This window comes from Xanthomonas sp. GW, from assembly GCF_014236815.1.
GTDB lineage: Bacteria > Pseudomonadota > Gammaproteobacteria > Xanthomonadales > Xanthomonadaceae > Xanthomonas_A.
Window position 1 is genome coordinate 1,076,899 of sequence record NZ_CP051189.1, and the last position, 25,427, is coordinate 1,102,325.

The 25,427-nt window shown below is 69.3% G+C and carries 15 protein-coding genes and 1 riboswitch; of the genes, 9 read left to right on the plus strand and 6 right to left on the minus strand.

What is annotated here, in order from left to right; genetic code table 11:
• Positions 1-4 precede the first annotated feature (4 nt).
• The 5 genes from HEP73_RS04590 to ilvC all read right to left on the minus strand — a co-directional run bounded on the left by HEP73_RS04590 (position 5) and on the right by ilvC (position 5,866).
• Positions 5-1,564: a 2-isopropylmalate synthase gene (locus HEP73_RS04590; RefSeq protein ID WP_185822295.1), complete on the minus strand. Its 1,560-nt coding sequence runs from the start codon at positions 1,562-1,564 to the stop codon at positions 5-7.
• Positions 1,561-2,667 carry a threonine dehydratase gene (locus tag HEP73_RS04595; protein WP_185823297.1) on the minus strand — a complete coding sequence of 369 codons (1,107 nt, stop codon included), beginning with the start codon at positions 2,665-2,667 and terminating at the stop codon, positions 1,561-1,563. Before HEP73_RS04595 ends, HEP73_RS04590 begins: the two co-directional genes overlap by 4 nt.
• A 195-nt stretch (positions 2,668-2,862) precedes the next feature.
• Positions 2,863-3,111 (minus strand): ACT domain-containing protein, encoded by a 249-nt coding sequence (locus HEP73_RS04600; RefSeq protein WP_185815326.1) that lies wholly within the window; start codon positions 3,109-3,111, stop codon positions 2,863-2,865.
• Positions 3,095-4,816, minus strand: coding sequence for an acetolactate synthase 2 catalytic subunit (ilvG, locus tag HEP73_RS04605; protein ID WP_185822296.1), 1,722 nt, complete (start codon positions 4,814-4,816; stop codon positions 3,095-3,097). Before ilvG ends, HEP73_RS04600 begins: the two co-directional genes overlap by 17 nt.
• A 42-nt stretch (positions 4,817-4,858) precedes the next feature.
• Positions 4,859-5,866: a ketol-acid reductoisomerase gene (ilvC, locus tag HEP73_RS04610; protein ID WP_185822297.1), complete on the minus strand. Its 1,008-nt coding sequence runs from the start codon at positions 5,864-5,866 to the stop codon at positions 4,859-4,861.
• Between the two features lie 523 nt (positions 5,867-6,389).
• Here ilvC and HEP73_RS04615 point away from each other — a divergent pair.
• From HEP73_RS04615 to ggt, 3 genes are all read left to right on the plus strand, one after another.
• Positions 6,390-7,025, plus strand: a complete 636-nt coding sequence (locus HEP73_RS04615) for an ECF-type sigma factor (protein WP_185822298.1) — start codon at positions 6,390-6,392, stop codon at positions 7,023-7,025.
• Positions 7,022-9,772 (plus strand): serine/threonine-protein kinase, encoded by a 2,751-nt coding sequence (locus HEP73_RS04620; RefSeq protein WP_185822299.1) that lies wholly within the window; start codon positions 7,022-7,024, stop codon positions 9,770-9,772. Before HEP73_RS04615 ends, HEP73_RS04620 begins: the two co-directional genes overlap by 4 nt.
• 142 nt (positions 9,773-9,914) lie before the next feature.
• Complete coding sequence (gene ggt, locus HEP73_RS04625; protein ID WP_185822300.1) at positions 9,915-11,630, plus strand: gamma-glutamyltransferase; 1,716 nt, start codon at positions 9,915-9,917, stop codon at positions 11,628-11,630.
• An 88-nt stretch (positions 11,631-11,718) separates the two neighbouring features.
• On the opposite strand, the gene HEP73_RS04630 is transcribed toward ggt, so the two are convergent.
• Complete coding sequence (locus HEP73_RS04630; protein ID WP_185822301.1) at positions 11,719-13,296, minus strand: BCCT family transporter; 1,578 nt, start codon at positions 13,294-13,296, stop codon at positions 11,719-11,721.
• Positions 13,297-13,750: 454 nt separating this feature from the next.
• Between HEP73_RS04630 and HEP73_RS04635 the strand changes: the two genes are divergently transcribed.
• From HEP73_RS04635 to HEP73_RS04660, 6 genes are all read left to right on the plus strand, one after another.
• A complete protein-coding gene (locus HEP73_RS04635) occupies positions 13,751-15,601 on the plus strand; it encodes a methyl-accepting chemotaxis protein (protein WP_185822302.1) in 1,851 nt (616 codons plus the stop codon).
• A 217-nt stretch (positions 15,602-15,818) separates the two neighbouring features.
• Positions 15,819-15,919, plus strand: a riboswitch (TPP riboswitch).
• Positions 15,920-16,028: 109 nt separating this feature from the next.
• Positions 16,029-17,906, plus strand: coding sequence for a phosphomethylpyrimidine synthase ThiC (gene thiC, locus HEP73_RS04640; RefSeq protein ID WP_185822303.1), 1,878 nt, complete (start codon positions 16,029-16,031; stop codon positions 17,904-17,906).
• A 71-nt stretch (positions 17,907-17,977) separates the two neighbouring features.
• The gene (locus HEP73_RS04645) at positions 17,978-18,643 is read left to right on the plus strand and encodes a two pore domain potassium channel family protein (RefSeq protein WP_185822304.1); all 666 of its coding nucleotides are present in this window, start codon (positions 17,978-17,980) and stop codon (positions 18,641-18,643) included.
• A gap of 256 nt (positions 18,644-18,899) precedes the next feature.
• The gene (locus tag HEP73_RS04650) at positions 18,900-21,242 is read left to right on the plus strand and encodes a winged helix-turn-helix domain-containing protein (RefSeq protein WP_185822305.1); all 2,343 of its coding nucleotides are present in this window, start codon (positions 18,900-18,902) and stop codon (positions 21,240-21,242) included.
• A 121-nt stretch (positions 21,243-21,363) separates the two neighbouring features.
• Positions 21,364-22,260: a helix-turn-helix transcriptional regulator gene (locus HEP73_RS04655; protein WP_185822306.1), complete on the plus strand. Its 897-nt coding sequence runs from the start codon at positions 21,364-21,366 to the stop codon at positions 22,258-22,260.
• A gap of 49 nt (positions 22,261-22,309) precedes the next feature.
• Complete coding sequence (locus HEP73_RS04660) at positions 22,310-25,183, plus strand: TonB-dependent receptor plug domain-containing protein (RefSeq protein ID WP_185822307.1); 2,874 nt, start codon at positions 22,310-22,312, stop codon at positions 25,181-25,183.
• The last annotated feature ends 244 nt before the right edge of the window (positions 25,184-25,427 follow it).

Sequence of the window (25,427 nt, forward strand, 5' to 3'; positions counted from 1 at the left end):
GTGCTCAGGCGGCCGCGGTGGCGGCGCCGGCATGCGCGCCCTGGCGCTGGCGCAGCACGCGGTTGGCCACGTCCAGCCAGGCCAGCGCGCTGGCCTCGATGATGTCGCGGCTGGTACCGCTGCCGTCGTATTCGATTTCGCCGTGGCGCACGCTGAGGTTGGCTTCGCCGCGCGCGTCGGCGCCGATGCCGACGCTGTGCACCTGGTAGCTGTCCAGGGTCAGCTGCACGCCGGTGGCCGCGGCCAGCGCGGCGAACAGCGCATCCACCGGGCCGTCGCCTTCGGCGCGCTCGCTGACCCGCTGGCCGTCCGGATCGGACAGCTCGACCTGCGCGCTGGCGCGCTGGCCGCGGTCGCTGACGGTCATCGACGACAGCCGGTAGCCCTGGCTTTCCGGCGCGTCCTGCATCATCGCCTGCAGGTCGGCGTCGTTGACCACGCGCTGCTGCTCGCACAGCGCCTTGAACGCCTCGAACGCCAGGTTCAGTTCGGCCTCTTCCAGCACGTAGCCCAGCGCGCGCAGGCGCTGCTCGACCGCGGCGCGGCCGCTGTGGCGGCCCAGCACCATCTGCGAGGACTCCCAACCCACGTCTTCCGGACGCATGATCTCGTAGGTGCCGCGGTGGCGCAGCATGCCATGCTGGTGGATGCCCGACTCGTGGGCGAAGGCGTTGCCGCCGACGATCGCCTTGTTGCGCTGCACCGGCATGCCGACCAGCCGCTGCAGCAGCTGCGAGCTGGCGACGATGCGCTGGGTATTGATCGCGGTGTCGATCTCGTAGAACGCGTTGCGCACCTTCAGCGCCATCGCGATCTCTTCCAGCGCGCAGTTGCCGGCGCGCTCGCCGATGCCGTTGATGGTGCATTCCACCTGCCGCGCGCCGCCTTCCACCGCGGCCAGCGAGTTGGCCACGGCCAGGCCCAGGTCGTTGTGGCAGTGGGTGCTGAAGATCACCCGCTCGGCGCCGGGCACGCTGGCGATCAGCCGCGCGAACATGCCGCGGATCTCTTCCGGCGTGGTGAAGCCGACCGTGTCGGGCAGGTTGATGGTGGTGGCGCCGGCGGCGATCGCCACTGCGGTCACTTCGGCCAGGAAGTCTTCCTCGGTGCGGGTGGCGTCCTCGGCCGAGAACTCCACATCGTCCACGTACTGGCGCGCCAGCGACACGTGCTTGCGCACCGATTCCAGCACCTGCTCGCGGCTCATCCGCAGCTTGTGCTCGCGGTGCAGCGGGCTGGTCGACAGGAACACGTGCAGGCGCGGCTTGGCCGCCGCCTCCAGCGCGCGCGCGGAGGTCTCGATGTCGGTGGCCAGGCAGCGCGACAGCACCGCCAGGGTCGGCTCGCGCAGTTCGCGGCCGATCAGCGCCATCGCCTCGCGGTCGGATTGCGAACTGGCCGGGAAGCCGGTCTCGATGATGTCCACGCCCAGCTCGGCCAGGGCGCGCGCCATGACCAGCTTCTGCGGCGGGGTCATGCTGCAGCCGGGGGATTGCTCGCCGTCGCGCAGGGTGGTGTCGAAAATGCGGATGCGGGGGGTCTGGGAAGAAGCAGAAGTGTTCACCAGATGGTTTCCTCTACGGCGGCGGTGGCTGGCGGATGGGAGAGCGAAGACGCGGGGCGAGCGGAAGCGGGCGGGGCGGCGGCACGTTGGTTGCGAAGTCGCTCGGCATTGCGGCGGCGCGGCTTGCGTGGCGCGCGCGGGCGCACCTCCGACAGCAGCGTCGCCAGCACGCCGGCGTCGATGTTGCCACCGGACACCACCGCGCATTTGCGCTTGCCGGAGACGCGGCGGCCGGCCGCCAGGGCCAGCGCGCCGGCGCCCTCGGCGATGACGTGCTCCTCCAGCGCCAGGCGGACCAGCGTTTCGCGCAGTTCCGCCTCGCGCACGATCACCACGTCGTCGAGCAGGCTGGCGCACAGCCGGCGGGTGATGAACCCGGGGATTTTAACCTTGACGCCGTCGGCCAGGGTGGGCACCGGGTCGATCGCGCGGATATCGCCGCGGATCGCCCGTGCCATGGAATCCACGCCCTCGACCTGCGCGCCGACGATGCGCACGCCCTGCGAGCGCAGCGCCAGGGCCACGCCGGAGGCCAGGCCGCCGCCGCCGATCGGCACGATCACCACGTCCGGGGCGTGCGCGGCCAGCTCGATGCCGACCGTGCCCTGGCCGGCGATCACGTCCGGGTCGTCAAACGCGGAGAGGAAGCGGTAGCCGTTCTGCTCGGCCAGTTCGCGGGCGAAGGCGTAGGCCTCGTCGTAGCTGTCGCCGTGCTGGCGCACGGTGGCGCCCCAATGGGCGACGCCGGCGATCTTGGTCTGCGGCGCGCCGTGCGGCATCACCGTGATCGCCTGCACGCCCAGGCGGTGCGCGGCCCAGGCCACGCCCTGCGCATGGTTGCCGGCCGAGGCGCAGATGATGGTGCGCTCGTCGCCGCGCTCCAGCCCGGCCAGCAGTGCATTCAGCGCGCCGCGCACCTTGTAGGAGCCGGTGCGCTGCAGGTTCTCCAGCTTCAGCCACACGCCGAAACGCTCGGCGTAGTGCACCGGCGTCGGCGGCAGGTAGCGGCGCAGCCGCGCCTGCGCGGCCAGCACGTCGGCGACGCTGACCGCTACGTCGCCTACGTCGGGTTCCTGCGGGGCGGGGCGGCCGGTGTCAGGCATGAATGGGCCGGGATTGGGGAGTGGGGAGTAGGGATTCGACATGCGAATCCTGTGCCCGAAGAAGCGACCTCCGTGGAAGAAGACTCCTCCGCATCGTCGCCCGGCCCTGCCGCGCAGCCGGCATGAAGCCCGAGACCATGGAGCTGCCAGCGCAGCCTCCGAATCCCGAATCCCTAATCCCGAATCCCGGCTTCATCATGGCGCTACATCCAACGCAGTCACCCGTACCGACTCGCAGTCGTACACCTTCTCCATCTGCAGGCGCAGGCTCTCGCCGGGGCGAATGCCATCCACCACCATCTGCAGGTGCCAGCGGCCGGCATCGTCGGGCGCAGACGCGCCGCTGATCGACAGCGGCGCGAAGCCGCGCCGCTCGGCCATGCCGATCGCGCGCAGCAGCGCGCCTTCGGCCGGCTTCAGCACCAGGTCAAGCTGGTATCGCATGGGGGATCTCCTGGCGCTGGGTCGCGGGGTTGCTCTCCAGCATGGTGCTGTTGGCGGTGTTCGGCGGCACCAGCGGCCACACGTTGGCGCGTGCGTCGATGGCCACGTGCAGCAGCGCCGGACCCGGCTGCGCCAGCAGTTCGGCCAGGCCGTCCTCGACCTGGCCGCGCGCGGTGATGCGCTTGGCCGGGATGCCGAACACCTGCGCCAGCGCGGCGAAGTCCGGATTGTCGGACAGGTCGATCTCGCTGTAGCGCTCGGCGAAGAACAGCTCCTGCCACTGCCGCACCATGCCCAGCGAACTGTTGTCCAGCAGCACGATCTTCACCGGCAGCTTGCAGCGCGCGATGGTGACCAGCTCCTGCACGTTCATCATGAAACTGCCGTCGCCGCTGACCAGCACCACGGTGCGCTCGGGGCAGGCGAACTGCGCGCCCATCGCCGCCGGCAGGCCGAAGCCCATCGTGCCCAGCGCGCCGCTGGTCAGGTGGTTGCGCGGATGGTTGAAGCGGCAATGCTGGGCCACCCACATCTGGTGCTGGCCGACGTCGCAGGCGATCACGGTGTCGGCCGGAGCCAGCTCGCTCAGCCGCTTCAGCAGGCCGGGCGCGTAGATGTCGTCGCCCGGCGCGTCGTAGCGCGCGCCGAACTTCTCGCGATGGCCGACGCAGCGCGCGTGCCACGCCTCGCAGGTGCTGGTCGCCGCGCTCAGCGCGCGCAGCGCCTCGGCCACGTCGCCGGGCACGGCGATGTCGGCATGGCGCAGCTTGGAGATCTCGCAGGCGTCGGCATCCAGGTGGATGACCCGCGCGAACGGGGCGAACTCGGCCAGCTTGCCGGTGGCGCGGTCGTCGAAGCGCGCGCCGACCACGATCAGCAGGTCCGACTCCTGCACCGCCATGTTGGCGGCGCGGGTGCCGTGCATGCCGAGCATGCCCAGGTAGTGCGGATGCCCGTGCGGCAGCGCGCCCAGCCCGCGCAGGGTCAGCACGGTGGGGATGCGGGTGGTGTCGACGAACTGGCGGAACGCGTCCACCGCATCGGCCAGGGCGATGCCGCCGCCGCCGTAGATCACCGGCTTGTCGGCGCCGGCGATCGCCGCCAGCGCTTCGGCCAGGGCCGCGGCATGCGGCGCCGGCGGGGTCGGCACCGCGGCCGGCACGTGGTCGGGCAGGTGCGAGGCGTCGCCCAACTGCACGTCCTTGGGCAGATCGATCAGCACCGGCCCCGGACGCCCTTCGCGGGCGATGCGGAACGCGTCGCGCAGCACCTGCGGCAGGTCGTCCACGCGGCGCACCAGGAAGCTGTGCTTGACGATCGGCAGGGTCAGCCCGAACACGTCCAGTTCCTGGAACGCGTCGGTGCCCAGCAGCGGCGTGGCGACCTGCCCGGTCAGGCAGATCATCGGCACCGAGTCCAGCATCGCATCGGCGATGCCGGTGACCAGGTTGGAGGCGCCCGGGCCGGACGTGGCGACGCAGACCCCGACCCGCCCGCTGGCGCGGGCGTAGCCGTTGGCGGCCAGCGCCGCGCCCTGCTCGTGGCGGACCAGGATGTGCTTGAGCTGGCTGTCTACCAGCGCGTCGTAGAACGGCATGATGGTGCCGCCCGGATAGCCGAACAGCGTGTCCACGCCTTCGGCTTCCAGGGCCTGCGTCAGCCAGCGCGCGCCGTTGCGGGGCGTGCCGTGAGCGGAGGAGTTCATACGGTGGCGACCTTTCGGTAAAAGCGGGTGGGGGAGCCGCGGTTACGCGGCTTGCTGGCCGGTCGCGGCCGGCTTGGCGGCGGCGTCGCCGTTCAGCCAGACCATCTTGGCGCGCAGCTGCTTGCCGACCACTTCGATCGGGTGCTCCAGGTCGGCCTGCTTGAACTTGTTGTAGTTCGGCAGGCCGGCTTCGTATTCGGCGACCCAGTTCTTGGTGAAGGTGCCGTTCTGGATGTCGGTCAGCACGTCGCGCATGCGCTCCTTGGTGGCCGCGTCGATGACCCGCGGGCCGCTGACGTAGTCGCCGTACTGCGCGGTCTCGGAGACGAACTCGAGCATGCGGGTGATGCCGCCTTCGTAGAACAGGTCCACGATCAGCTTCAGTTCGTGCAGCACTTCGTAGTAGGCGATTTCAGGCTGGTAGCCGGCTTCCACCAGCACTTCGAAGCCGGCCTGGACCAGCGACGAGGCGCCGCCGCACAGCACCGCCTGCTCGCCGAACAGGTCGGTCTCGGTCTCTTCCTTGAAGGTGGTCTTGATCAGGTTGGCGCGCGCGCCGCCCAGGCCGGCGGCGTACTCGAGCGCGAACTGCTCGGCCTTGCCGCTCTTGTCCTGGTACACCGCCCAGATGCACGGCACGCCGCGGCCGATCTCGTACTCGCGGCGCACCAGCGCGCCCGGGCCCTTCGGCGCGACCAGCACCACGTCCAGGTCGGCGCGCGGCTTGATCATGTCGAAATGCACGTTCAGGCCGTGCGCGAACAGCAGGCAGGCGCCCTGTTTCATGTTCGGCGCCAGCACCTCCTCGTACAGCTTCTTCTGCACCATGTCCGGGGTCAGCACCGCGACCAGGTCGGCGTCCTTGACCGCCTCGGCGGGGCTCTTCACCACGAAGCCGTCGGCCTGCGCCTTGGCTTCGGTCGGGCCGCCCGCGCGCAGGCCGACGGTGACGTCGAAGCCGGACTCGCGCAGGTTCAGCGCGTGCGCGCGGCCCTGGCTGCCGTAACCGACGATGGCGATCTTGGTGGTGGGCTGGGCGGAACTGGTCATGGGGCGAATGTCCTCGGAACGGTGTGGGTAGGAAGGGAAACGTGTGTTTCGCGGTTACTAAAATGAAAAACCCCGCGCCGTTGCCGGTGCGGGGTCTGATCGAATCCAGGCTGCTTGTCGCTTACACGCCGGTTCGTCCCGCACTTGTGGGCGAGGTAATAAGCACGAGTACGAGGAGCGACGCGGCGGCATCCGCGCGCAGCGCGGTGGGCAGGCGGGTCGGCTTCGGGCTGGTGTGGCGATGCAACATGCAGCGAGATAAACATGGCCTTTGCGGGGCTGTCAACCCTGCTGCAGCCGCGAAACAGCGAATGTGCCGAAAGCCGCACCAGCACAGCATCGTTACGCCTGAAACGGTGCGCCGGCGCAGCGAATGCACGTCCGATTGCGCGGAAAATCGGCGTCTTCCGCGCCTGCCACGCGGCGTCAACAGGCGGTCGCCATCCTGCGGTAATCTGGCGCGGCTGCCACGGCCCGGCCGTTGCCTGCCACCTTCAATCACTCCCGTTCGACGATCCGGCGCATGCATTCCGAACCTCTTCCCGTGGCGGTCGCCCCGCGCAAGGCCTCCGTGTCGGCCGTGGCCGAGAGCGCGCAGGTCACCGGCCTGCTGCAGCGCTGGCGCAGCGGCGACGCGCAGGCCGAAGCGCAATTGCTGGAACTTGTCTATGCCGCGCTGCGCGAGATGGCCGCCGCGCGCATGGCGGCGCGCCAGGGCGACGCCTTGCTGCAGCCGACCGCGCTGGTCCACGAAGCCTTGCTGCGCATGCTCGACGCCGACGTGGAGTACCGCGACCGGGTGCATTTCTTCGCCCTGGCCTCGCTGAAGATGCGCGCGGTGCTGGTCGACTACGCGCGCGCCAACCTGGCCGCCAAGCGCGGCGGCGGGGCGATGATGATGACCCTGTCGCATGCCGACCGCGACGGCGCCGCGCCCAGCGAGGAATACCAGGTGCTGGCCCTGCACCAGTCGCTGCAGCGCTTCGCCGGTTTCGACCCGCGCGCGGCGCATGCGGTGGAGCTGGCCTATTTCGGCGGCATGACCCACGACGAGATCGCTTGCCTGCTGGAGGTGTCGGTGCCGACCGTTGAGCGCGACCTGCGCATCGCCCGCGCCTGGCTCAAGCGCGAACTCAGCGCCGATCCTGGCCGCCCATGAGCGACGAACGCTGGCAACAGGTGCGCCAGCTATTCGAATCGGTCTGCGACCTGCCGCCGGCGCAGTGGCAGCCGACCCTGCAGCGGCTCAGCCAGGATCCGGCGCTGGTGCAGGAGGCGCTGGCCCTGCTCGCCGCGCAGACCATGCAGTTGCAGCAGTTGGCCGCGCCATTGCGGGCGCTGGCCGGACGCATGGCCGCGCCGGAACTGGGCGTGGGCGACCGGCTCGGCCCGTGGCGGCTGACCCGCTTCCTGGCCAGCGGCGGCATGGGCAGCGTGTTCGTCGCCGAGCGCGCGGACGAGCAGTATCAGCGGCAGGTGGCGGTGAAACTGCTGCGCGGCCTGCCCGACGCGCTGACTGCGCAGCGGCTGGCGGCCGAACGGCAGATCCTGGCCAGCCTGCAGCATCCCAACATCGCGCGCCTGTACGACGGCGGCGCCACTCCGGGCGGGCAGCCGTACCTGGTGATGGAGTACGTCGACGGCGTGGCCCTGGACCGCTACCTGCAGGCGCAGGCGCCGGACCTGCCTGCGCGGCTGCAACTGTTCCTGCGCATCTGCCGCGCGGTGCAGGCGGCGCACCAGCGCCTGGTGCTGCATTGCGATCTGAAGCCGGGCAACGTGCTGGTGCGCGCCGACGGCGAGCCGGTGCTGCTGGACTTCGGCATCGCCCGGCTGCAGGACGCGGCCGACGGCGCCGAGCGCGGCCGTTTCTGCACGCCGCCCTATGCCAGCCCGGAACTGCTGGCCGCGCAGCCGGTGGGCGTGGCCGGCGACCTCTACAGCCTGGGCGTGATGCTGATCGAAGTGCTGTCCGGGCAGCGCCTGCCGGCGCACGCCGGGACCGGCGCGGCCTGCCCCCCACCCAGCGCGCTGGCGCAGCTGCCGGGGTTGCGCCGGCAACTGCGCGGCGATCTCGACGCGATCGCGGCCAAGGCCTGCGCGCAGGATCCGGCGCAGCGCTACGCCAACGTCGCCGAGCTGGCCGCCGATCTGCAGCGCCATCTCGGCCACCGCCCGGTGCAGGCGCGCCGCGGCGGCCGCCGCTACGCGCTGGCCCGCCTGCTGCGCCGGCGCTGGCGCGAGAGCGCGGTGGCCGCGGCGGTGCTGCTGCTCAGCGCCGGCTTCATGTGGCGCCTGCTGGAGACCCGCGCGCAGGCGCAGCGCGAGGCGGCGATCGCGCTGCAGGTCAGCCAGTTCATGACCGATGCGTTCGATGCCGCCGACCCGCGCAGCCGCGGCGCCCAGGGCACCGCGACGATCAGTGCGCAGCAGGTGCTGGACCGTTCCGCCGCGCAACTCGACCGAGGCTTGGCGCAATCGCCGGCGGTGCGCGCGCGGCTGCGCGCCACGCTCGGCCGCGCCTACATGAACCTGGGCCAGGAAGCGCGTGCCGAGGTGTTGCTGCGCCAGGCCGCGCGCGAACTGCGCAGCGCACAGGTGGGCGAACCGGCGTCGGCATCGCAGGCGCTCAGCGACCTGGCGGTGCTGCTGTACAACCAGGATCGCGGCGCTGCGGCGCTGGCGGCGGCTACCGAGGCGCTGCGTCTGGCCGAACCCGGCGAAGAGCGCGACGCGCTGGCCAAGGCGACCAATGCGATGGGCCTGGCGTTGAGCCGGGTCGGCCGCACCGACGAGGCCGTGGCGATGCTGCAGCGCTCGCTGGCGCTGCGCATGCAGCCGGGGGGCAAGACCGACGGCGGTCCATCCACGGCGATGCACAACCTGGGCCAGGTGTTCAAGGCCAACGGCGACTTGGTGCAGGCCGAGCACTGGTACCGGCGCGCGCTGGCGCTGAAGCAGCGCGACTTCGGCGCGCGCAGCGTCGACTACCTGCACAGCGCCGAAGGCCTGGCCAAGACGCTGGCGGCGCGCGGCGCCTTGCCGGCGGCGAGCGCGCTGATGCAGCGCAACCTGGAACTGTCGCGCGCGCTGTACGGCGCGCGCAGTCCGCTGCTGGCCGATGCGGAAAACGAACTGGCGTCGGTGTACCAGGATGCCGGCGATTTCGCTGCGGCACGCGTGCACTATCTGCAGGCGCTGGCGATGTTGCCGGCGCTGGGCCTGGCGCAAAGCGTCGACCATGCGCGCTATCTCAACAACCTGGCCACGCTGGAGGAATCGCGCGGCGATCTGCCGACGGCCGAGAAGTTGTATCGGCAATCCTGGCAGATCCGCCGGCAGGCGCTGGATGCGGACAACCCGATGACGCTCAACGCCGAGGGCAACCTGGGCCGCATGCTGATGCGCCAGGGCCGGCTGGGCGAAGCCGAGCCGCTGTTGCGGCATGCCTACGAGGGCATGGCGCGGCTGTATCCCGCCGATCATCCGCGGCAACTGGTGCAGCGCCTGAGTCAGGTGGAGCTGCGCATGCGCAGCGGCGAACTGGCGCGTGCGCAACGCGAGCTGGACGCGCTCCGGCCGGCGGCCGGCTGGCCGTCGACGCAACTGCAGCGACGGCGCGACATGTTGGCGGCGGAGTTGGCGCAACGCGCCGGCGACAGCGCCGCGGCGCTGAGCGGCTGGGAACGGGTGGTGCAGGCGAACCAGGCCGAACTGGGCAGCGCGGCGGTGCCCACCGCGATGGCGCGCGTGTCGTTGGCCGAAGCGCTGCTCGCCCTTGACCGGCGCGACGAAGCGCGCGCGCAACTGCAACAGGCGCGTCCGGTGCTGGTCGCGCAGCTGGCGCCGCAGGCCGAGTTGCTGCGGCGCCTGGATGCCGGGCAACAGACGCTGGCGTTGCGCTGAGTGTCTGCGCGTCGGATGCAGCGCCGCGACGCTGTCGTCATCGCGCTGCATCGGGCTCGCTCTGGATGCGCTGGCGCCGCCGCAGCTGCGCGCGCGGCTCCGCTCGGGTAGGGTGGCGCGGTATCCGCTGCGGGGAATGCGCATGTCCGTTTCGAAGTTTTCCTTGGCCTGCCTGGCGCTTGCGCTGGGCCTGCCGTCGCTGGCCGCTGCGGCCGACCGCGTCACCGGCCAGGCGTTCGCCACGCGCTCGGAGGTGATCGCGCCGCACGCGATGGCCGCCACCTCGCAACCGCTGGCCACGCAGATCGCGCTGGACACGATGCAGGCGGGCGGGTCGGCGGTGGATGCGGCGATCGCCGCCAACGCCGCGCTCGGACTGATGGAGCCGACCGGCAACGGCGTCGGCGGTGACCTGTTCGCGATCGTGTGGGATCCGAAGACGCACAAGCTCTACGGCTACAACGGTTCGGGCCGTTCGCCCAAGTCGCTGACCCTGGCCGAATTCCAGCGCCGCGGCTTGAAGGACATTCCGCCGACCGGGCCGCTGCCGGTGTCGGTACCGGGCGCGGTGGACGGCTGGTTCGCACTGCACGAACGCTTCGGGCGCAGGCCGATGGCGCAGAACCTGGCGCCGGCGATCCGCTACGCGCGCGAAGGCCACCCGGTGGCCGAGACCATCGCCTACTACTGGGACCGCTCGGTGCCGCGGCTGTCGCAGTATCCCGGCTTCAAGGAGCAGTTCACCATCGACGGCCATGCGCCGCGCAAGGGCGAACTGTGGAAGAACCCGAACCTGGCCAATACGCTGCAGCAGATCGCCGACGGCGGCCGCGACGCGTTCTACAAGGGGCCGATCGCACGCACCATCGACGCCTATTTCAAGGCCAATGGCGGCTTCCTCAGCTACGACGACCTGGCCAGCCACCATGGCGAATGGGTCGAGCCGGTCAGCAGCAACTATCGCGGCTACGACGTGTGGGAACTGCCGCCCAACAGCCAGGGCATCGCCGCGCTGCAGATGCTCAACATCCTGGAGGGCTACGACTTCTCCAAGATCGCGTTCGGCTCGGCCGAGCACATCCATCTGTTCACCGAGGCCAAGAAGCTGGCCTTCGCCGACCGCGCGCGCTTCTACGCCGATCCGGCGTTCCAGCCGGCGCCGTTGGCCAAGCTGATCTCCAAGGACTACGCCGCGCAGCGTCGCGCGCTGATCTCGATGGACAAGGCCTTGAAGGAAGTGCAGCCGGGCACGCCGAAGCAACTGGAAGAGGGCGACACCATCTACCTCACCGTGGCCGATGCCGACGGCATGATGGTGTCGCTGATCCAGTCCAACTACCGCGGCATGGGCAGCGGCATGGCGCCGCCGGGGCTAGGCTTCATCCTGCAGGACCGCGGCGAGATGTTCGTGCTGAAGAAGGATCACCCCAACGGCTACGCGCCGGGCAAGCGCCCGTTCCAGACCATCATCCCGGCGTTCGTGACCAAGGACGGCAAGCCGTGGCTGAGCTTCGGCGTGATGGGCGGGGCGATGCAGCCGCAGGGCCACGTGCAGATCGTGATGAACCTGATCGATTTCCACATGAACCTGCAGGAAGCCGGCGACGCGCCGCGGATCCAGCACGAAGGGTCCACCGAGCCGACCGGGCAGGCCACGGCGATGAGCGACGGCGGCGAGCTGAATCTGGAAACCGGCTTTTCCTACGACACGATCCGCGCGCTGATGCGCAAGGGCCACCGCGTGATCTTCGCCGACGGCCCGTATGGCGGTTACCAGGCGATCCTCCGCGACCCGGCCAGCGGCGTGTACTACGGCGCCTCGGAAAGCCGCAAGGACGGGCAGGCCGCCGGCTACTGAGCCTGCGCCGCGGCGGTGTCGCGGCCGGCTCGCGTGCGGCGGCCGGCGCGTTGTGTTGATGCGCGGGTCGGCGCTGCCGCCCGCGCGCTCATTCCTGCGCTTGCGTGCGCCCGGCCTCGGTGCGGGTCTGTTCCTGCGCCGCCTGTTCGCGCGCGATCCATTCCTCGATCATGTGCCTGGCGCGTCGATCGCGTCGGCGTTCCCGCGTGTGCTCGGCGTCCAGCACGCGATAGAGCGACACGATCACCAGCACCATCAGCACCGCGAACGGCAACGCGGCGATGGTGATCATGCCCTGTAGCGCATCCAGGCCCCCGGCCAGCAACAGCACCGCCGCGATCAGCGCCACCGCCACGCCCCACACCAGCTTGCGCGCCAGCGGCGGATCGCCGGCCTCGTCGGTGGACATGCTGGCCAGCACCAGCACCGCCGAATCGGCCGAACTGACGAAGAAGATTGTCAGCAACAGCAATGCCACGCTGGACAGCAGCAATGAACCAGGCAGGCTGTCGAACAGGGTGAACAGCACCGTCTCGTAGCCGTTGCCCAGCGCCTGCAGCATGTCGACATGGCCGAACAGCTGCGCCCATAGCGCAGCGCCGCCGAATACCGAGAACCATACGAAGCCGAGCAGGGTGGGTGCCAGCACCACGCCCACCACGAACTCGCGGATGCTGCGCCCGCGCGAGACGCGGGCGATGAACGCACCGACGAACGGCGCCCAGGCGATCCACCAGGCCCAATAGAAGATGGTCCATTCGGCCACCCACTTGCTGCCGGAGAACGGCGACATGCGCAGGCTCATCGTCACCAGCTGGTTGAGATAGGAACCGAGCGTGGTGGTGAAGGTATCGAAGATGAAGCCGGTCGGACCCAGCACCAGCACCGCGGCCAGCAGCAGCGCGGCCAGCGCCAGGTTGAAGTTGGACAGCCACTTGATGCCACGCTCCACGCCACTGGCGGTGGAGGCCATGTACAGCACGAAGGCCACGGCGATGATGGCCATCTGCACGGGGATGCTCGCCTGCACGCCGAACACGCGGTGCAGGCCGGCGGCGATCTGGATCGTGCCGAAGCCCAGCGTGGTGGCCACGCCGATCGCGGTGGCCACCACCGCGGCGATGTTCACCGCGTGGCCGACCCAGCCGCGGTGGTGGCGGCCGATGACCGGCTGCAGCATGTCGCTGACCAGCCCGCGGCCGTTGCGGTTGTACTGGAACCAGGCCATCGCCAGGCCGATCAACGCATAGACCGCCCAGGGATGCAGGCCCCAGTGGAAGAACGCGTAGCGCATCGACGCGCGTGCGGCCTCCATGCTTTGCGGTGCCAGCCCTTCCGGCGGCTTGAGAAAGTGCGAGATCGGCTCGGCCGCGCCCCAGAACACCAGGCCGATGCCCATGCCGGCGGCGAACAGCATCGACAGCCAGCTGGCGCGCGAGAAATCCGGCTCGGCGTCCTCGCCGCCGATGCGCAGATGGCCGAAGCGGCCGAAGGCCAGATACAGCATGAACGCCAGGGTCAGGAACACCACCAGCAAATACATCCAGCCGGCGCCGCGGATGACCTGGGCCAGCGCCGCTTGCACCACGTCGTCGAACGGGCCGGGCGCGAGGCCCGCGATCAGCACTAGCAAGGCCACCAGCGCGATGGAAATACGGAACACCATGCGGCAGCGTCTCCGGGCAAGGAAGCGAGAGGGAGCGTGCCGGCCTTACGGCGATGCGCAATACAGGCGACACGCAGCGGTTGCCGGTCTGGAATCGCTGCAGCAGCGGCGAAAGGCAATCGCGAACGAAGCCGTCAACGATACCGCGTGCATCGTCACGGTGCCGTTATGGTTTGCTGTGGCTGGCGCTGCAGTAGTGCGGATCTTCTCTCCGCAGGCAAGCCAAGCTGGGAGCCGCACAGCCAGATCTGATGCGTCCCGCAAATTCGACGCTGGTTCCTTTCACGACCATGTCCGCGCCCATCGGCTGTGATTCTCGCCATCGCGGCGCGACCGCAGGCGTCTGAATCCGCAAGAGTCCGGACATGACGCCGATCCCGGTTGCGCATGTCCCCGCTCAGGTTGCACGGCGGCGGCCGATACCATGGCGGAAGAATTCCTGGAGGGGAAGACGATGTCGTTGTTCACACGCGGTCCGAACGCCGATGCCGGACATGCCGCGGCCTTGCCGGACGCACCGGTGGCGCTGCTGCGATTGGACCCGCAAGGCCGGGTCTGTGCCGCCAATCGTGCCGCGCTGGATTTGCTCGGGGTGCACGCAGAGGCCTTGCTCGGCGAATCCAGCGAAGCGGTGTGGGGGCTGCCGTTGGCGTCGCTGGCCGGTGCGGAGGGCAGCTGGCTGGCATCGGGCGCCGATCCGGCGCGGCGCGTGCGCTACCAGCGCGATCGCGACGGGGAAGGTTGGCTGCTGTCGCTGCCGCATCCGGAAACCGCCGCGCTGCTGCGCGACGTCGCTCTGCTCGGCGCCGGCCAGGCGCAAGGCGCCATCAGCCCGGCGCTGCAGGCGCTGGCGCAGCAGCTGCAGGCCGGTGCGCAGGCGCAGGCCTTGCTCGACCGGGTCGGCGAGCGCCTGACCGGTTGCGATCTGGACCTGGGGCTGAGCACGCCGCTGTCCGCGCAGGACACCGAGGCGATGGCCGGGCGGCGCCTGTCGGCCGGCTTCGGCAACCTGGCCGAGGCGATCCGCCAGGCGGTGGCGCTGTCGCTGCAGATCGCCGCCGACGTGCCGCACGTGGTCGCCGAGAACGACGAGCTGGCGCAGCAATCGCAGACCCAGATGGAAGCGCTGCAGACGGTGGTGGCGACCACCCGGCGGCTGCTGCAGGGCCTGCACGAGATGGACCAGGAACTGCGCGCGGTGATCGCGGTGGCGGCCAGCGCCGACGACAGCGCGCGCCAGGGCGCGGAAGCGGCGCGCGCGCTGGGCCAGGCGATGCGCGAGGTGGAGCGGCGCTCGGCGCGCGCCACCGAGGTCATCGAGGTGATCGACGCGGTCGCGTTCCAGACCAACATCCTGTCGATCAATGCCAGCATCGAGGCGGTGCATGCCGGCGCCGCCGGACGCGGCTTCGCCGTGGTCGCCAGCGAGATCCGGCGCCTGGCCGAACGCGCCGCCGCCGCCGCGCGCGACGTGCGCGTCATCATCGGCGAGACCGGCAGCGCCTTGCACGACAGCGCCGCCTCGGCGCAGCACACCGAGCAGGTGCTCGGCGGCATCGGCCAGTTGCTCGGCCGCGCCAGTGCGGCGATGGAAACCGTGGCCACCCGCGTCGCCGCGCAAGGCGAAGAGATCGGCGGCATCGATCGCGCGGTCGAGCACGTGGTCGGGCTCAGCCGCAGCAACCTGGACCATGTCGCGCGCGTGGTCGAGCGCAGCGCGGCGCTGGCCGCGGGCAGCGCCACGCTGCACGACTGCGTGGGCCTGTTCCGCTTGCCGTCCGATCCGATGCAGCAGCCGCGGCACGCGCGCATCCGCGAACTGGCGACGGCGGCCGCCGGCAGGATCGGGCAGGCGCTGGCCGATGCGGTCGCGCGCGGCCGCATCGGCGAAGACGCGCTGTTTTCCACCGACTACACGCCGATCGCGGGCATCGATCCGCCCAAGTACCGCACCGCCTTCGATGCGTTGTGCGACGAACTGCTGCCGCCGCTGCAGGAACCGCTGCTGGCCGCGCATCCGTGGATCGTGTTCGCGATCTGCGCCAATCCTGACGGCTACGTGCCCACCCACAACCTGCGCTTCAGCCAGCCGCTGAGCGGCGACCGCGCCCGCGATCTGGTCGGCAACCGCACCAAGCGCATGTTCACCGATCGGGTCGGGCGCAGCGTCGGTCGCCATACCCAGCCCTATCTGTTGCAGGTGTATCGGCGCGACACCGGGCAGATCCTGTTCGACCTGTCGGTGCCGGTGTACGTGCGCGGCCGACACTGGGGCGGACTGCGCGTGGCCTACGTGCTGGAATGAGCGCCGCGGCGGACGCCGCACAAAAAAACGCCACCGGGGTGAGCCGGCGGCAGGGAGAGAGAGACGTCGTTCTTGTGGGGCCCAGGCTAGGCGCGGTATGTCGCCGGGGTTTGCCGCAATGGCGCGCGCGCGTGCCGGCGCTGGCAAGAAGCGGGTCCGGTTGTGCGCCGATTCAGCTGCGCGCGGTTGGCTGCGGCCGCAGAAACGGGTCTAATGGGCGCAGAAGCGGGGGTACCGCCGGCGCAGGCCGCGGTTGAGACAGTCCCTTCGAACCTGATCCGGTTGATACCGGCGTAGGGAAGCTTCGCAAGCCCGGTCCATGCGCTTTCTGCGCCGGTCCGTGCCGCGCCGCCGCTTCGTCCGTGATGCGAGTTCGCTCGCAACCGCCCGCACTCGCTGCAGGCTCTCAGAAATAGGACGAATGCCGATGAATGCCGTACCCAGCCCGTTGCTGCAGCAGGCCGATACCCTGTCCGAGTCGGTGACCCGGCCGATCCCTGGTTCGCGCAAGATCTTCGTGCCAGGCTCGCGTCCCGACCTGCGCGTGCCGATGCGCGAGATCCAGCTGACCCGCACCCCGACCCTGTTCGGCGGCGAAGACAATCCGCCGGTCACCGTGTACGACACTTCCGGGCCATATACCGATCCGGACGCGAGCATCGACCTGCGCGCCGGCCTGGCGCCGCTGCGCGCGCGCTGGATCGAAGAGCGCGGCGACACTGCCGCGCTGGAACAACTCAGCTCCGATTTCGGCCGCGGCCGCGAGCACAACGCGCGGCTGGACGCGGTGCGCTTCCCGGCCCGGCACCTGCCGCGGCGCGCGCTGGCCGGTGCCAACGTCACCCAGATGCACTACGCGCGGCGCGGCATCGTCACACCGGAGATGGAGTTCGTGGCGATCCGCGAGAACCAGCGGCTGGAGGCGGTGCGCGATGCGCTGCTGCGCCAGCAGCATCCAGGCGAAGCGTTCGGCGCCAGCATCCAGCACGTCATCACCCCCGAGTTCGTGCGCGACGAGATCGCCCGCGGCCGCGCCATCCTGCCCAACAACATCAACCATCCGGAAAGCGAGCCGATGATCATCGGCCGCAATTTCCTGACCAAGATCAACGCCAACATCGGCAACAGCGCGCTCAGCTCGGGCATCGCCGAGGAAGTGGAGAAGCTGGTGTGGTCGATCCGCTGGGGCGGCGACACGGTGATGGACCTGTCCACCGGCAAGCACATCCACGAAACCCGCGAGTGGATCATCCGCAACGCGCCGGTGCCGATCGGCACGGTGCCGATCTACCAGGCGCTGGAGAAGGTCGATGGCCGCGCCGAGGAACTGACCTGGGAGATCTTCCGCGACACGCTGATCGAGCAGGCCGAGCAGGGCGTGGACTACTTCACCATTCACGCCGGGGTGCTGCTGCGCTACGTGCCGCTGACCGCCAAACGCGTCACCGGCATCGTCTCGCGCGGCGGCTCGATCCTGGCCAAGTGGTGCCTGGCGCATCACAAGGAGAACTTCCTCTACGCCCACTTCGAGGACATCTGCGAGATCATGAAGGCCTACGACGTGGCCTTCTCGCTGGGCGACGGGCTGCGCCCGGGCTGCATCGCCGATGCCAACGACGCGGCGCAGTTCGGTGAGCTGGAAACGCTGGGCGAGCTGACCAAGCTGGCGTGGAAGCACGACGTGCAGACCATGATCGAAGGCCCCGGCCACGTGCCGATGCAGTTGATCAAGGAGAACATGGACAAGCAGCTGCGCGAATGCGGCGAGGCGCCGTTCTACACGCTGGGGCCGCTGACCACCGACATCGCGCCCGGCTACGACCACATCACCTCGGCGATCGGCGCGGCGATGATCGGCTGGTTCGGCACCGCGATGCTGTGCTACGTGACGCCCAAGGAGCACCTGGGCCTGCCCAACCGGCAGGACGTGCGCGACGGCATCATGGCCTACAAGATCGCCGCGCACGCGGCCGACCTGGCCAAGGGCCATCCGGGCGCGCAGGTGCGCGACAACGCGCTGTCCAAGGCGCGCTTCGAATTCCGCTGGGACGACCAGTTCCATCTCGGCCTGGATCCGGAAAAGGCCAAGGAATTCCACGACGAGACGCTGCCCAAGGACGCGCACAAGCTGGCGCATTTCTGTTCGATGTGCGGCCCGCACTTCTGTTCCATGAAGATCACCCAGGACGTGCGCGACTACGCCGCCGAGCACGGCGTCGGCGAGACCGACGCGCTGCACGCCGGCATGGCCGAGAAATCGGCGCAATTCCTGGACGCCGGCGCCGAGGTCTATCGGCAGGAATAGGCCGGGGGATCGTCCCGCCGCCGTGGCGTGCGCTTGTCTATGATGCGCGCACGCCACTTCCGGAATTCCGCATGCTCCGCTACGCGCTCGCCTTGCGCCGCCACCCGTCCGCGTTGCTGCTGGGCGTGCAATTGCTGGGCCTGCTGCTGTATCCGCTGATGGAAGACACCGCCGCCGGGCGCGCGCTGTTCGGCGCGTTCGGCATCGTGGTGCTGGGCCTGGCGCTGTGGGTGGTCAACCGCAGCCCGTCGGTGCTGTGGATCGCCTGGTGCCTGGCGCTGCCGTCGGTGGTGCTGTCGATCGCCGCGGCGCTGTGTCACAGCCCACAGCTCGGCGCGTTCGCGCAACTGCTGGAAAGCCTGCTGTATTTCTATACCGCGGCCAGCCTGATCGCCTACATGCTGCAGGACCACGAGGTCACCCGCGACGAACTGTACGCGGCAGGCGCGACCTTCACCTTGCTGGCATGGGCGTTCGCCTTCGCATTCTCGGTGTGCCAGCAATGGCTGCCGGGCAGCTTCATCGGCGCGCAGGCGACGCAGTCGCCGCGGACCTGGATGGAACTGCTGTACCTGAGTTTCAGCGTGCTGTCCGGGGTCGGCCTCAGCGACGTGCTGCCGGTGCTGCCGCTGGCGCGTTCGCTGGTGATGCTCGAACAGTTCGCCGGGGTGATGTACATCGCCTTGGTGGTGTCGCGACTGATTGGGCTCAGCGTCACACGCAAATCCAAAGCCTGAACTGATGTTAAAAAAAACGCGCCAACTGGCGCGTAATCTTGCAACGTTTATGTGAGTTTCTTCATCGGCGGAGAGAGAGCCTGTAGTGCTTCGCCACGGTTGGCGGCGGCAACGACTAGGGTAGAATTTGTCGGCATCGCCACGCCTGGCCGCATTCGTCGCATTGGTTTGCCGAATCTGCCCATTGACGCCATAAGGCGTCACTTTTGTCGTGACGTGGTTCCCACACATCGCAGATCGTTGTCGCCTTACTCGCATGTCCTCGTCATCCTCCGCCACTCCACTGCTTCCGGAACGGTTGCAGGTCGGCGATTGCCTGGTGCTGCTGTCGCTGCGCGAGGTGCATGCGCCGCGCGCGCGGCGGCCGCAGCGGCTCACGCCCAAGGCGATGGGCGTGCTGCGCGTGCTGTTGGCGCAGCCGGGACAGGTGGTGGAGCGAGAGACCTTGCTGGCCCAGGTGTGGCCGGACACGCAGCCGACCAACGATGTGGTGACCCAGGCCATCACCCAATTGCGCAAGGCGTTCGCTGCCGGTGCGAAGGGCGACGCGCCGGCGTATATCGAGACCTTGGCCAAGACCGGTTATCGCCTGGTGGCGCCGGTGCAGGCGCTGGCGGAGGTCGAGGTCGATGCCGGCGCGCCGGCGGCTGCGGCCGCGAGCGAGGACCTGCGCGCCGATGCCGATGCCAACGTCGCGGTGCCGGCGGTCGCCGACGCAGCGCCGTTGCCGGCCGCGGTGATGCCTGCGCCGCCGTCGCGCGGTTTGCAGGTGGTGCTGGCGGCCGCCGCGGGCGCCGGCCTGATGTTGCTGGCGATGCTGGTCTGGTGGCTGCCGCGGGGCGGCCAGGACCCGGCCGGCAGCGAGCAGGAGCGGGTGGTCGGCAGCCCGGAGCGGCCGTACCGATTGATCACCACGATGCCGGGCTTCGAGGTGGAGCCGGCGTTATCGCCGGATGGCGCGCAGGTGGCGTATGCCGCCGGGATCGAGGGCCGCGCAGGGACGCAACTGCTGGTGCAGGCGACCGGCCGTGCGGCCGGCGGCGTGCCGCCGCGCTCGCTCGGCGTGCCGGGCAAGGGCTATTCCGACCGGCTGCCGGCCTGGTCGCCGGATGGCCGCCGCATCGCCTTTGCCCGGCTGGGGCCGGAGGGTCAGTGCCAGGTGCTGCTGGTGGCCGCCGACAAGCCTGGCGTGACGCGCGAAGCGACCCGCTGCGACGGCACCGAGCTGCTCAGTTTCGACTGGACGCCGGACGGGCGCGGCCTGCTGTTCGGCAGCATGACCGGGCGCCAGCCCAGCCGCGGGATCCGCGTGCTGGATCTGGCCAGCGGGCACTGGCGTGCGCTGCCCTACACGCTCGGAGCGGGCGATTTCGACTACGCGCCGCGTTATTCGCCCGATGGCCAGTGGATCGCCTTCGTGCGCAACCCGCAGATGGGCGGCCTGTGGCGGATGCCGGCCGGCGGCGGCCGCGCCGAGCCGCTGACCCGCGAGTTCGCCGAGATCCGTGGCTGGGACTGGACCCAGGACAGCCGCGGCCTGGTATTCGGGCGCCGGGTCGACAGCGAGACGCGCCTGTATCGGCTGGATACCGCCTCGCAGCGCCTGCGCGACCTGGACCTGGGCGATGCGCAGTCGCCGACCTTGTCGCGCGACGGCGAACGGCTCGCGTTCGTGCACCGGCGGCCGCAGTTCGCGCTGTATCGGATTTCCGCCGCGGACCGCCAGGGCAACCGCGAGAACCAGCGCCTGTTCGCCTCCACCGGGCGCGACAGCCAGCCGGTGATCGCGCCCGACGGCCGCCAACTGGTCTTCACCTCCGACCGTTCCGGCAGTTTCGCGCTGTGGTGGGGCGACGTGACCCGGCCGCAGTCGTTGCGCCTGATCGAGGGCGTGCGCCCGGAAACCGGGCAGGCGCCGGCCTGGTCGGCCGACAGCCAATCGCTGCTGGTCAGCGGCCGCGATGCGCAGGGACGCTCGATGATCTACGAAGTGCGGCCGCAGTCGGGCAGCGTCGTGCCCTTGCCGGTGCCATCCGGCGAACCGCTGCAGGCGGCGTACACCGCCGATCCGGCGCAACTGCTGGTACTGCTCGGCGAGAACGGCCGCACCCGGCTGCAGTTGTACGACCGGCGCAGCCTACCGTGGCGGCGGCTGGCGGCGCTGGACGATGTCTCGCAGCTGCGCGTGGACCCGGACAGCGGACGCGTGCTGTTCACCCGCCTGGCGCGCAGCGGCCTGTGGCGCGCCGACGCGACCCTGGACCCGGCCAGCGTGGCGGCGGTCGACGCGGCGGTGCCGTCGCTGTGGCGCTACCGCACCTGGGCGCTGGGTGCGGGCGGCGAGGTGCGCTATCTGTTCCCGACCGGCGAGTGCGCCAGCCGGCTGGCGCGGATCGGCGGCGGCCTCGGCGACAGCGCGTGCCTGGACCGTGACCGGCTCAGTTCGACCAATGGCTTCAGTATCGATCGGCGCAGCGGCGACGTGTATGCGGCGCTGGCGGTGGAGGATGGCAGCGACATAGGCTTCATGCGCATGCCCGAGAGCACCGGCTGGTTCTCGGTGATCGCCTCCAAGTGGTTGCTACATAAGGGAAAGTGAGCATCGTAAGTTGTTCGTGACCGCTTCGTGCCGATTTCGGACAAACATCGCCACATCGTCCTGACCCTGCCGCCACATCCGGTAACACTGCGCGCCGGTTCAAGCAAAGCGGGTGCATCGGATGCGACAAGTCTTCATGGCCGATCGTGGGCAGCAACGGATTCTGGATAACGAGGACGCGCCCGCCGGCTCGGCCTGCCTGGGCGCGGCGCGCCTGGGTAGCCTGCAGGCCTCGGCCGCCGCGTTCACGGTCTGGATCCAGCTGCGCGGCAGCGCCTGGATCGAAGCCAAGGAAGGCCGCTTCGAACTGCAGCGCGGCCAGTGGCTGGCCTTCGAGCGCGATTCGCGGCCGCTGGTGCAGGCCGATCGCGACGGGCTGTGCATCGGCCTGAGCCTGGACGCCGACGCATTGAAGGCGCTGGGGCGGATGGCCGATGCGACCCTGTACGCCGGCCGCGGTGTGCTGCCGCCGCGCGAGGCGCGGATCGCGCTGCGGCTATGGCGGCAGGCGGCGGCGCGGCCGGGCGATGTGCTGGCGATGCGTCCGGTGCTGCTGCACCTGGCCTCGATGCAGGGCGAGCTGTCGCACCGCGTGCAGCGTTGCCCCGGACGTTCGCGGGTGCGCAAGCGCCAGGTGTTCGGGCGCATGCAGCGCGCGCATCTGTATCTGGAAGGACACCGCGACCGCGTGGTGCGGATCAGCGAACTGGCCGAACTGACCAACTTCTCCAGTTGGTATCTGTCCAAGACTTTCCAATGCCTGTACGAGGAAAGCCCGCAGGCGCTGTCGGCGCGCCTGCGCCTGGAGCGCGCCGCGGACCTGCTGCGCGACACGGCGATGATGATCGGCGAGGTCGCCGCGGCCAGCGGCTTCGACAACTGCTGCAGCTTCGCCCGCGCCTTTCGTGCGCGCTTCGGCGTCTCCGCTTCGCAATATCGACAGGCGGCGGCGGTGCCGCCAGAGTCGGCAAAGTCTGCGAACGGCCGCAGCAAAGCGCCGGTGCTCACCGGAACGTAACGTGCCCAGGGCGCTTAACACGCCCCTAACGTTACCCCTGGAGAGATGAATGAACCTTCGCACTTCCGCAGTGCGGCTGGGCCTGTTGCCCGCCAGCATCGCGATCGCGTTGACGCCGGCCATGGCCGGCGCGCAAGAAGCCGCTACCGATAGCAATCCGACCAACCTTGACCGCATCGAGGTCACCGGTTCGCGCATCCGTCAGGCCAGCTCGGAAACCGCGCAGCCGGTGATCGCGCTGCAGCGCGCCGACATCGAGAAGCAGGGCTACACCAGCGTCGCCGACATCGTGCAGAACCTGTCCGCGACCGGTTCGCCGGCAATCAGCCGCGCCGACGCGCTGTCCTCGGGCGAAGAAGTCGGTGGCCAGTACGTCGATCTGCGCAACCTCGGCCCGCAGCGCACCCTGGTGCTGCTGGACGGCAAGCGCATGGGCGTCAGCTCCGGCGGCTACACCGATCTGGCCTCGATCCCGACCTCGATGGTCGAGCGCGTGGAAGTGCTGACCGACGGCGCGTCGGCGCTGTACGGCTCCGACGCCATCGCCGGCGTGATCAACGTGATCACCCGCAAGAACTTCGATGGCCTGGAAGCCAGCGCTTACGTCGGCCAGTACGGCCAGGGCGACGGCCACAAGGAAACCTACAACTTCGTCTATGGCGCCAGCAACGACCGCGGTTCGTTGACCCTCGGTGCCGAGTACAGCAAGGAAGATCCGGTCTACGCCAAGGATCGCGACTACAGCGCGTCGCCGAACGGCTACTTCCACCCGGTTCCGACCGCGGAAGACGCCAACGGCTGGAGCGCGATCAGCGAGAAGGGCGCGCTGATCGACGGTTCCGGCAACATGTATTCGCTGAACCCGGGCGGCAACCCGCGCAACTTCGCCGACTACCACGACTTCAGCAACGCCGACCTGTCCAACCCGAGCCAGCAGATGTTCCTGCAGACCGGGATCGAGCGTCGCTCGGTGTTCGCCAACGGCAATTTCGACTTCACCGACAACGTCCGCGGCACCGCCAGCGTGCTTTACACCGAGCGCGAGACGCTGCAGCAGATCGCCGGCTATCCGTACCGCTCCGTGGCCTACGACACCCCGCTGTCGGGCACCAGCTACTTCAACCCGCTGCCGGGTCAGGACGTCAACTTCATGCGTCGTACCTGGGAAATGCCGCGGCAGACCCGGTCCGAGCTGAACACCTTCCGCTTCAGCGGCGGCCTCGAAGGATCGTTCCAGTTGGGCGACAACTACTGGGATTGGGACGTCGGTTACGTCTACAACCGCAACAAGGGCACCAAGACCGGGACCGGCAACCTGTTCATCCCGAACGTGAAGAACGCGGTCGGCCCGTCGTTCCTGGACAGCGATGGCGTGGTCAAGTGCGGTGCCGCCGGCGCCGTGATCGCGGGTTGCACCCCGTGGAACCCGCTGCTGCCGTACGGAGCCGCCGGTGCCGGTTCGCTCGCCGATCCGGCGTTGCAGGCCTACCTGTTCCTGCCTTCGCACGACACCTCAGAGACCACCACCAAGGTCTACAGCGCCAACCTCAGCGGCACCATCATGGCGCTGCCGGCCGGCGACTTGGCGATGGCGGCGGGTATCGAGCACCGCAGCGAAGATGCGCGCTACGATCCCGACGCGCTGCTGCAGTCAGGCCTGAGCACCGACCTGGCCGGCGCGCCGACCAAGGGCGGCTACTCGCTGGACGAGGTGTACCTGGAGTTCAACATCCCGGTGCTGGCCGACATGCCGTTCGCCAAGGAACTGTCGTTCGACGTGGCCGGCCGCTACTCCGACTACGACACCTTCGGCGACACCACCAACAGCAAGTTCGGCCTGAAGTGGAAGCCGATCGACGACCTGCTGGTGCGCGGTACCTATGCGACCGGCTTCCGTGCGCCGACCGTGTCGGACCTGTACGGTGGTACCTCCGAAACCTTCGACTCCTACACCGATCCGTGCGATACGCTGTTCGGTGCCGCGACCCGCAATGCGGGCGTGGCCGCGCGCTGCGGCGCCGCGGTGCCGGCCAACTTCCGCCAGGAAGCGTCGGGCGGCGTGGATGCCAGCGGCCCCGGGTCGCAGTCGAACTACGCGTACCTGTCCGGTTCCAACAAGGAGCTGCTGCCGGAGACCTCCAAGACCTACACGCTGGGCCTGGTCTACAGCCCGAGCTACGTGAACGGCCTGGACATCAGCCTGGACTGGTGGAAGATCCGCATCGACGACGTCATCGCCGCCGAATCGGTCACCTCCATCCTCAACCAGTGCTATGTGCAGAACATCGGCGCGGCCTGCGACCGCTTCGTGCGTGACGCCACCAGCGGCCAGGTCATCGACGTGACCCGGACCCTGATCAACGGCGGTTACCAGGAAACCGCGGGCTACGACCTGGGCGTGCGCTATCGCCTGGCCGACACCGCGTTTGGCAACTTCGTGTTCGACTGGAAGACCACCTACGTGGACTACCAGGAATACAAGCGCGACAACGAGTCGGAAACGCCGGTCGATCAGCGCAATGGCTGGGGCAGCAGCGACTGGGGTTCCAACTTCCGCGTGCGTTCGAACCTGAACGTGGATTGGAGCTACGGCAACTTCGGCGTCAACTGGGGCGTGCGTTACTACTCCGGCCTGCGCGAGGCCTGCGCATACGACCTGGGTGGCGGTTCGGAGTGCAATGAGCCGGGCTTCACCTCGGCCTACACGCTGGAGCAGCCGTCGCGCACGGTCGGTTCCAACACGTTCCACGATGTGCAGATCCGCTACAACGCGCCGTGGGATGCCACCGTGTCGTTGGGTGCCAACAACGTGTTCAATCACCAGGGCCCGATCATGTACAGCCAGCCCAACTCGAACTTCTCGTACAACGGAAGCTTCGACATCGGCCGCATGCTCTACATGAAGTACACCCAGCGCTTCTGATCCATCGGCGTCTGAGTAACAAAAAAGGACGGGCCGCAAGGCCCGTCTTTTTTTGTTTTCGGCTCACGTCGAATGCGGCGGCGGCGAGAGGTTTAGCGCTGAACGAGGAGTGGGTGGCGTTTGTTTTTGTGGGAGCAACTTCAATAGCGACGGGTATTATCGATACTGCCGTCGCGACTGATGGCCCGACGCCACCCGGAATGACTCCCGCAAGAAAGGCCGCAGCGCCGGTGTCCCGCTATCG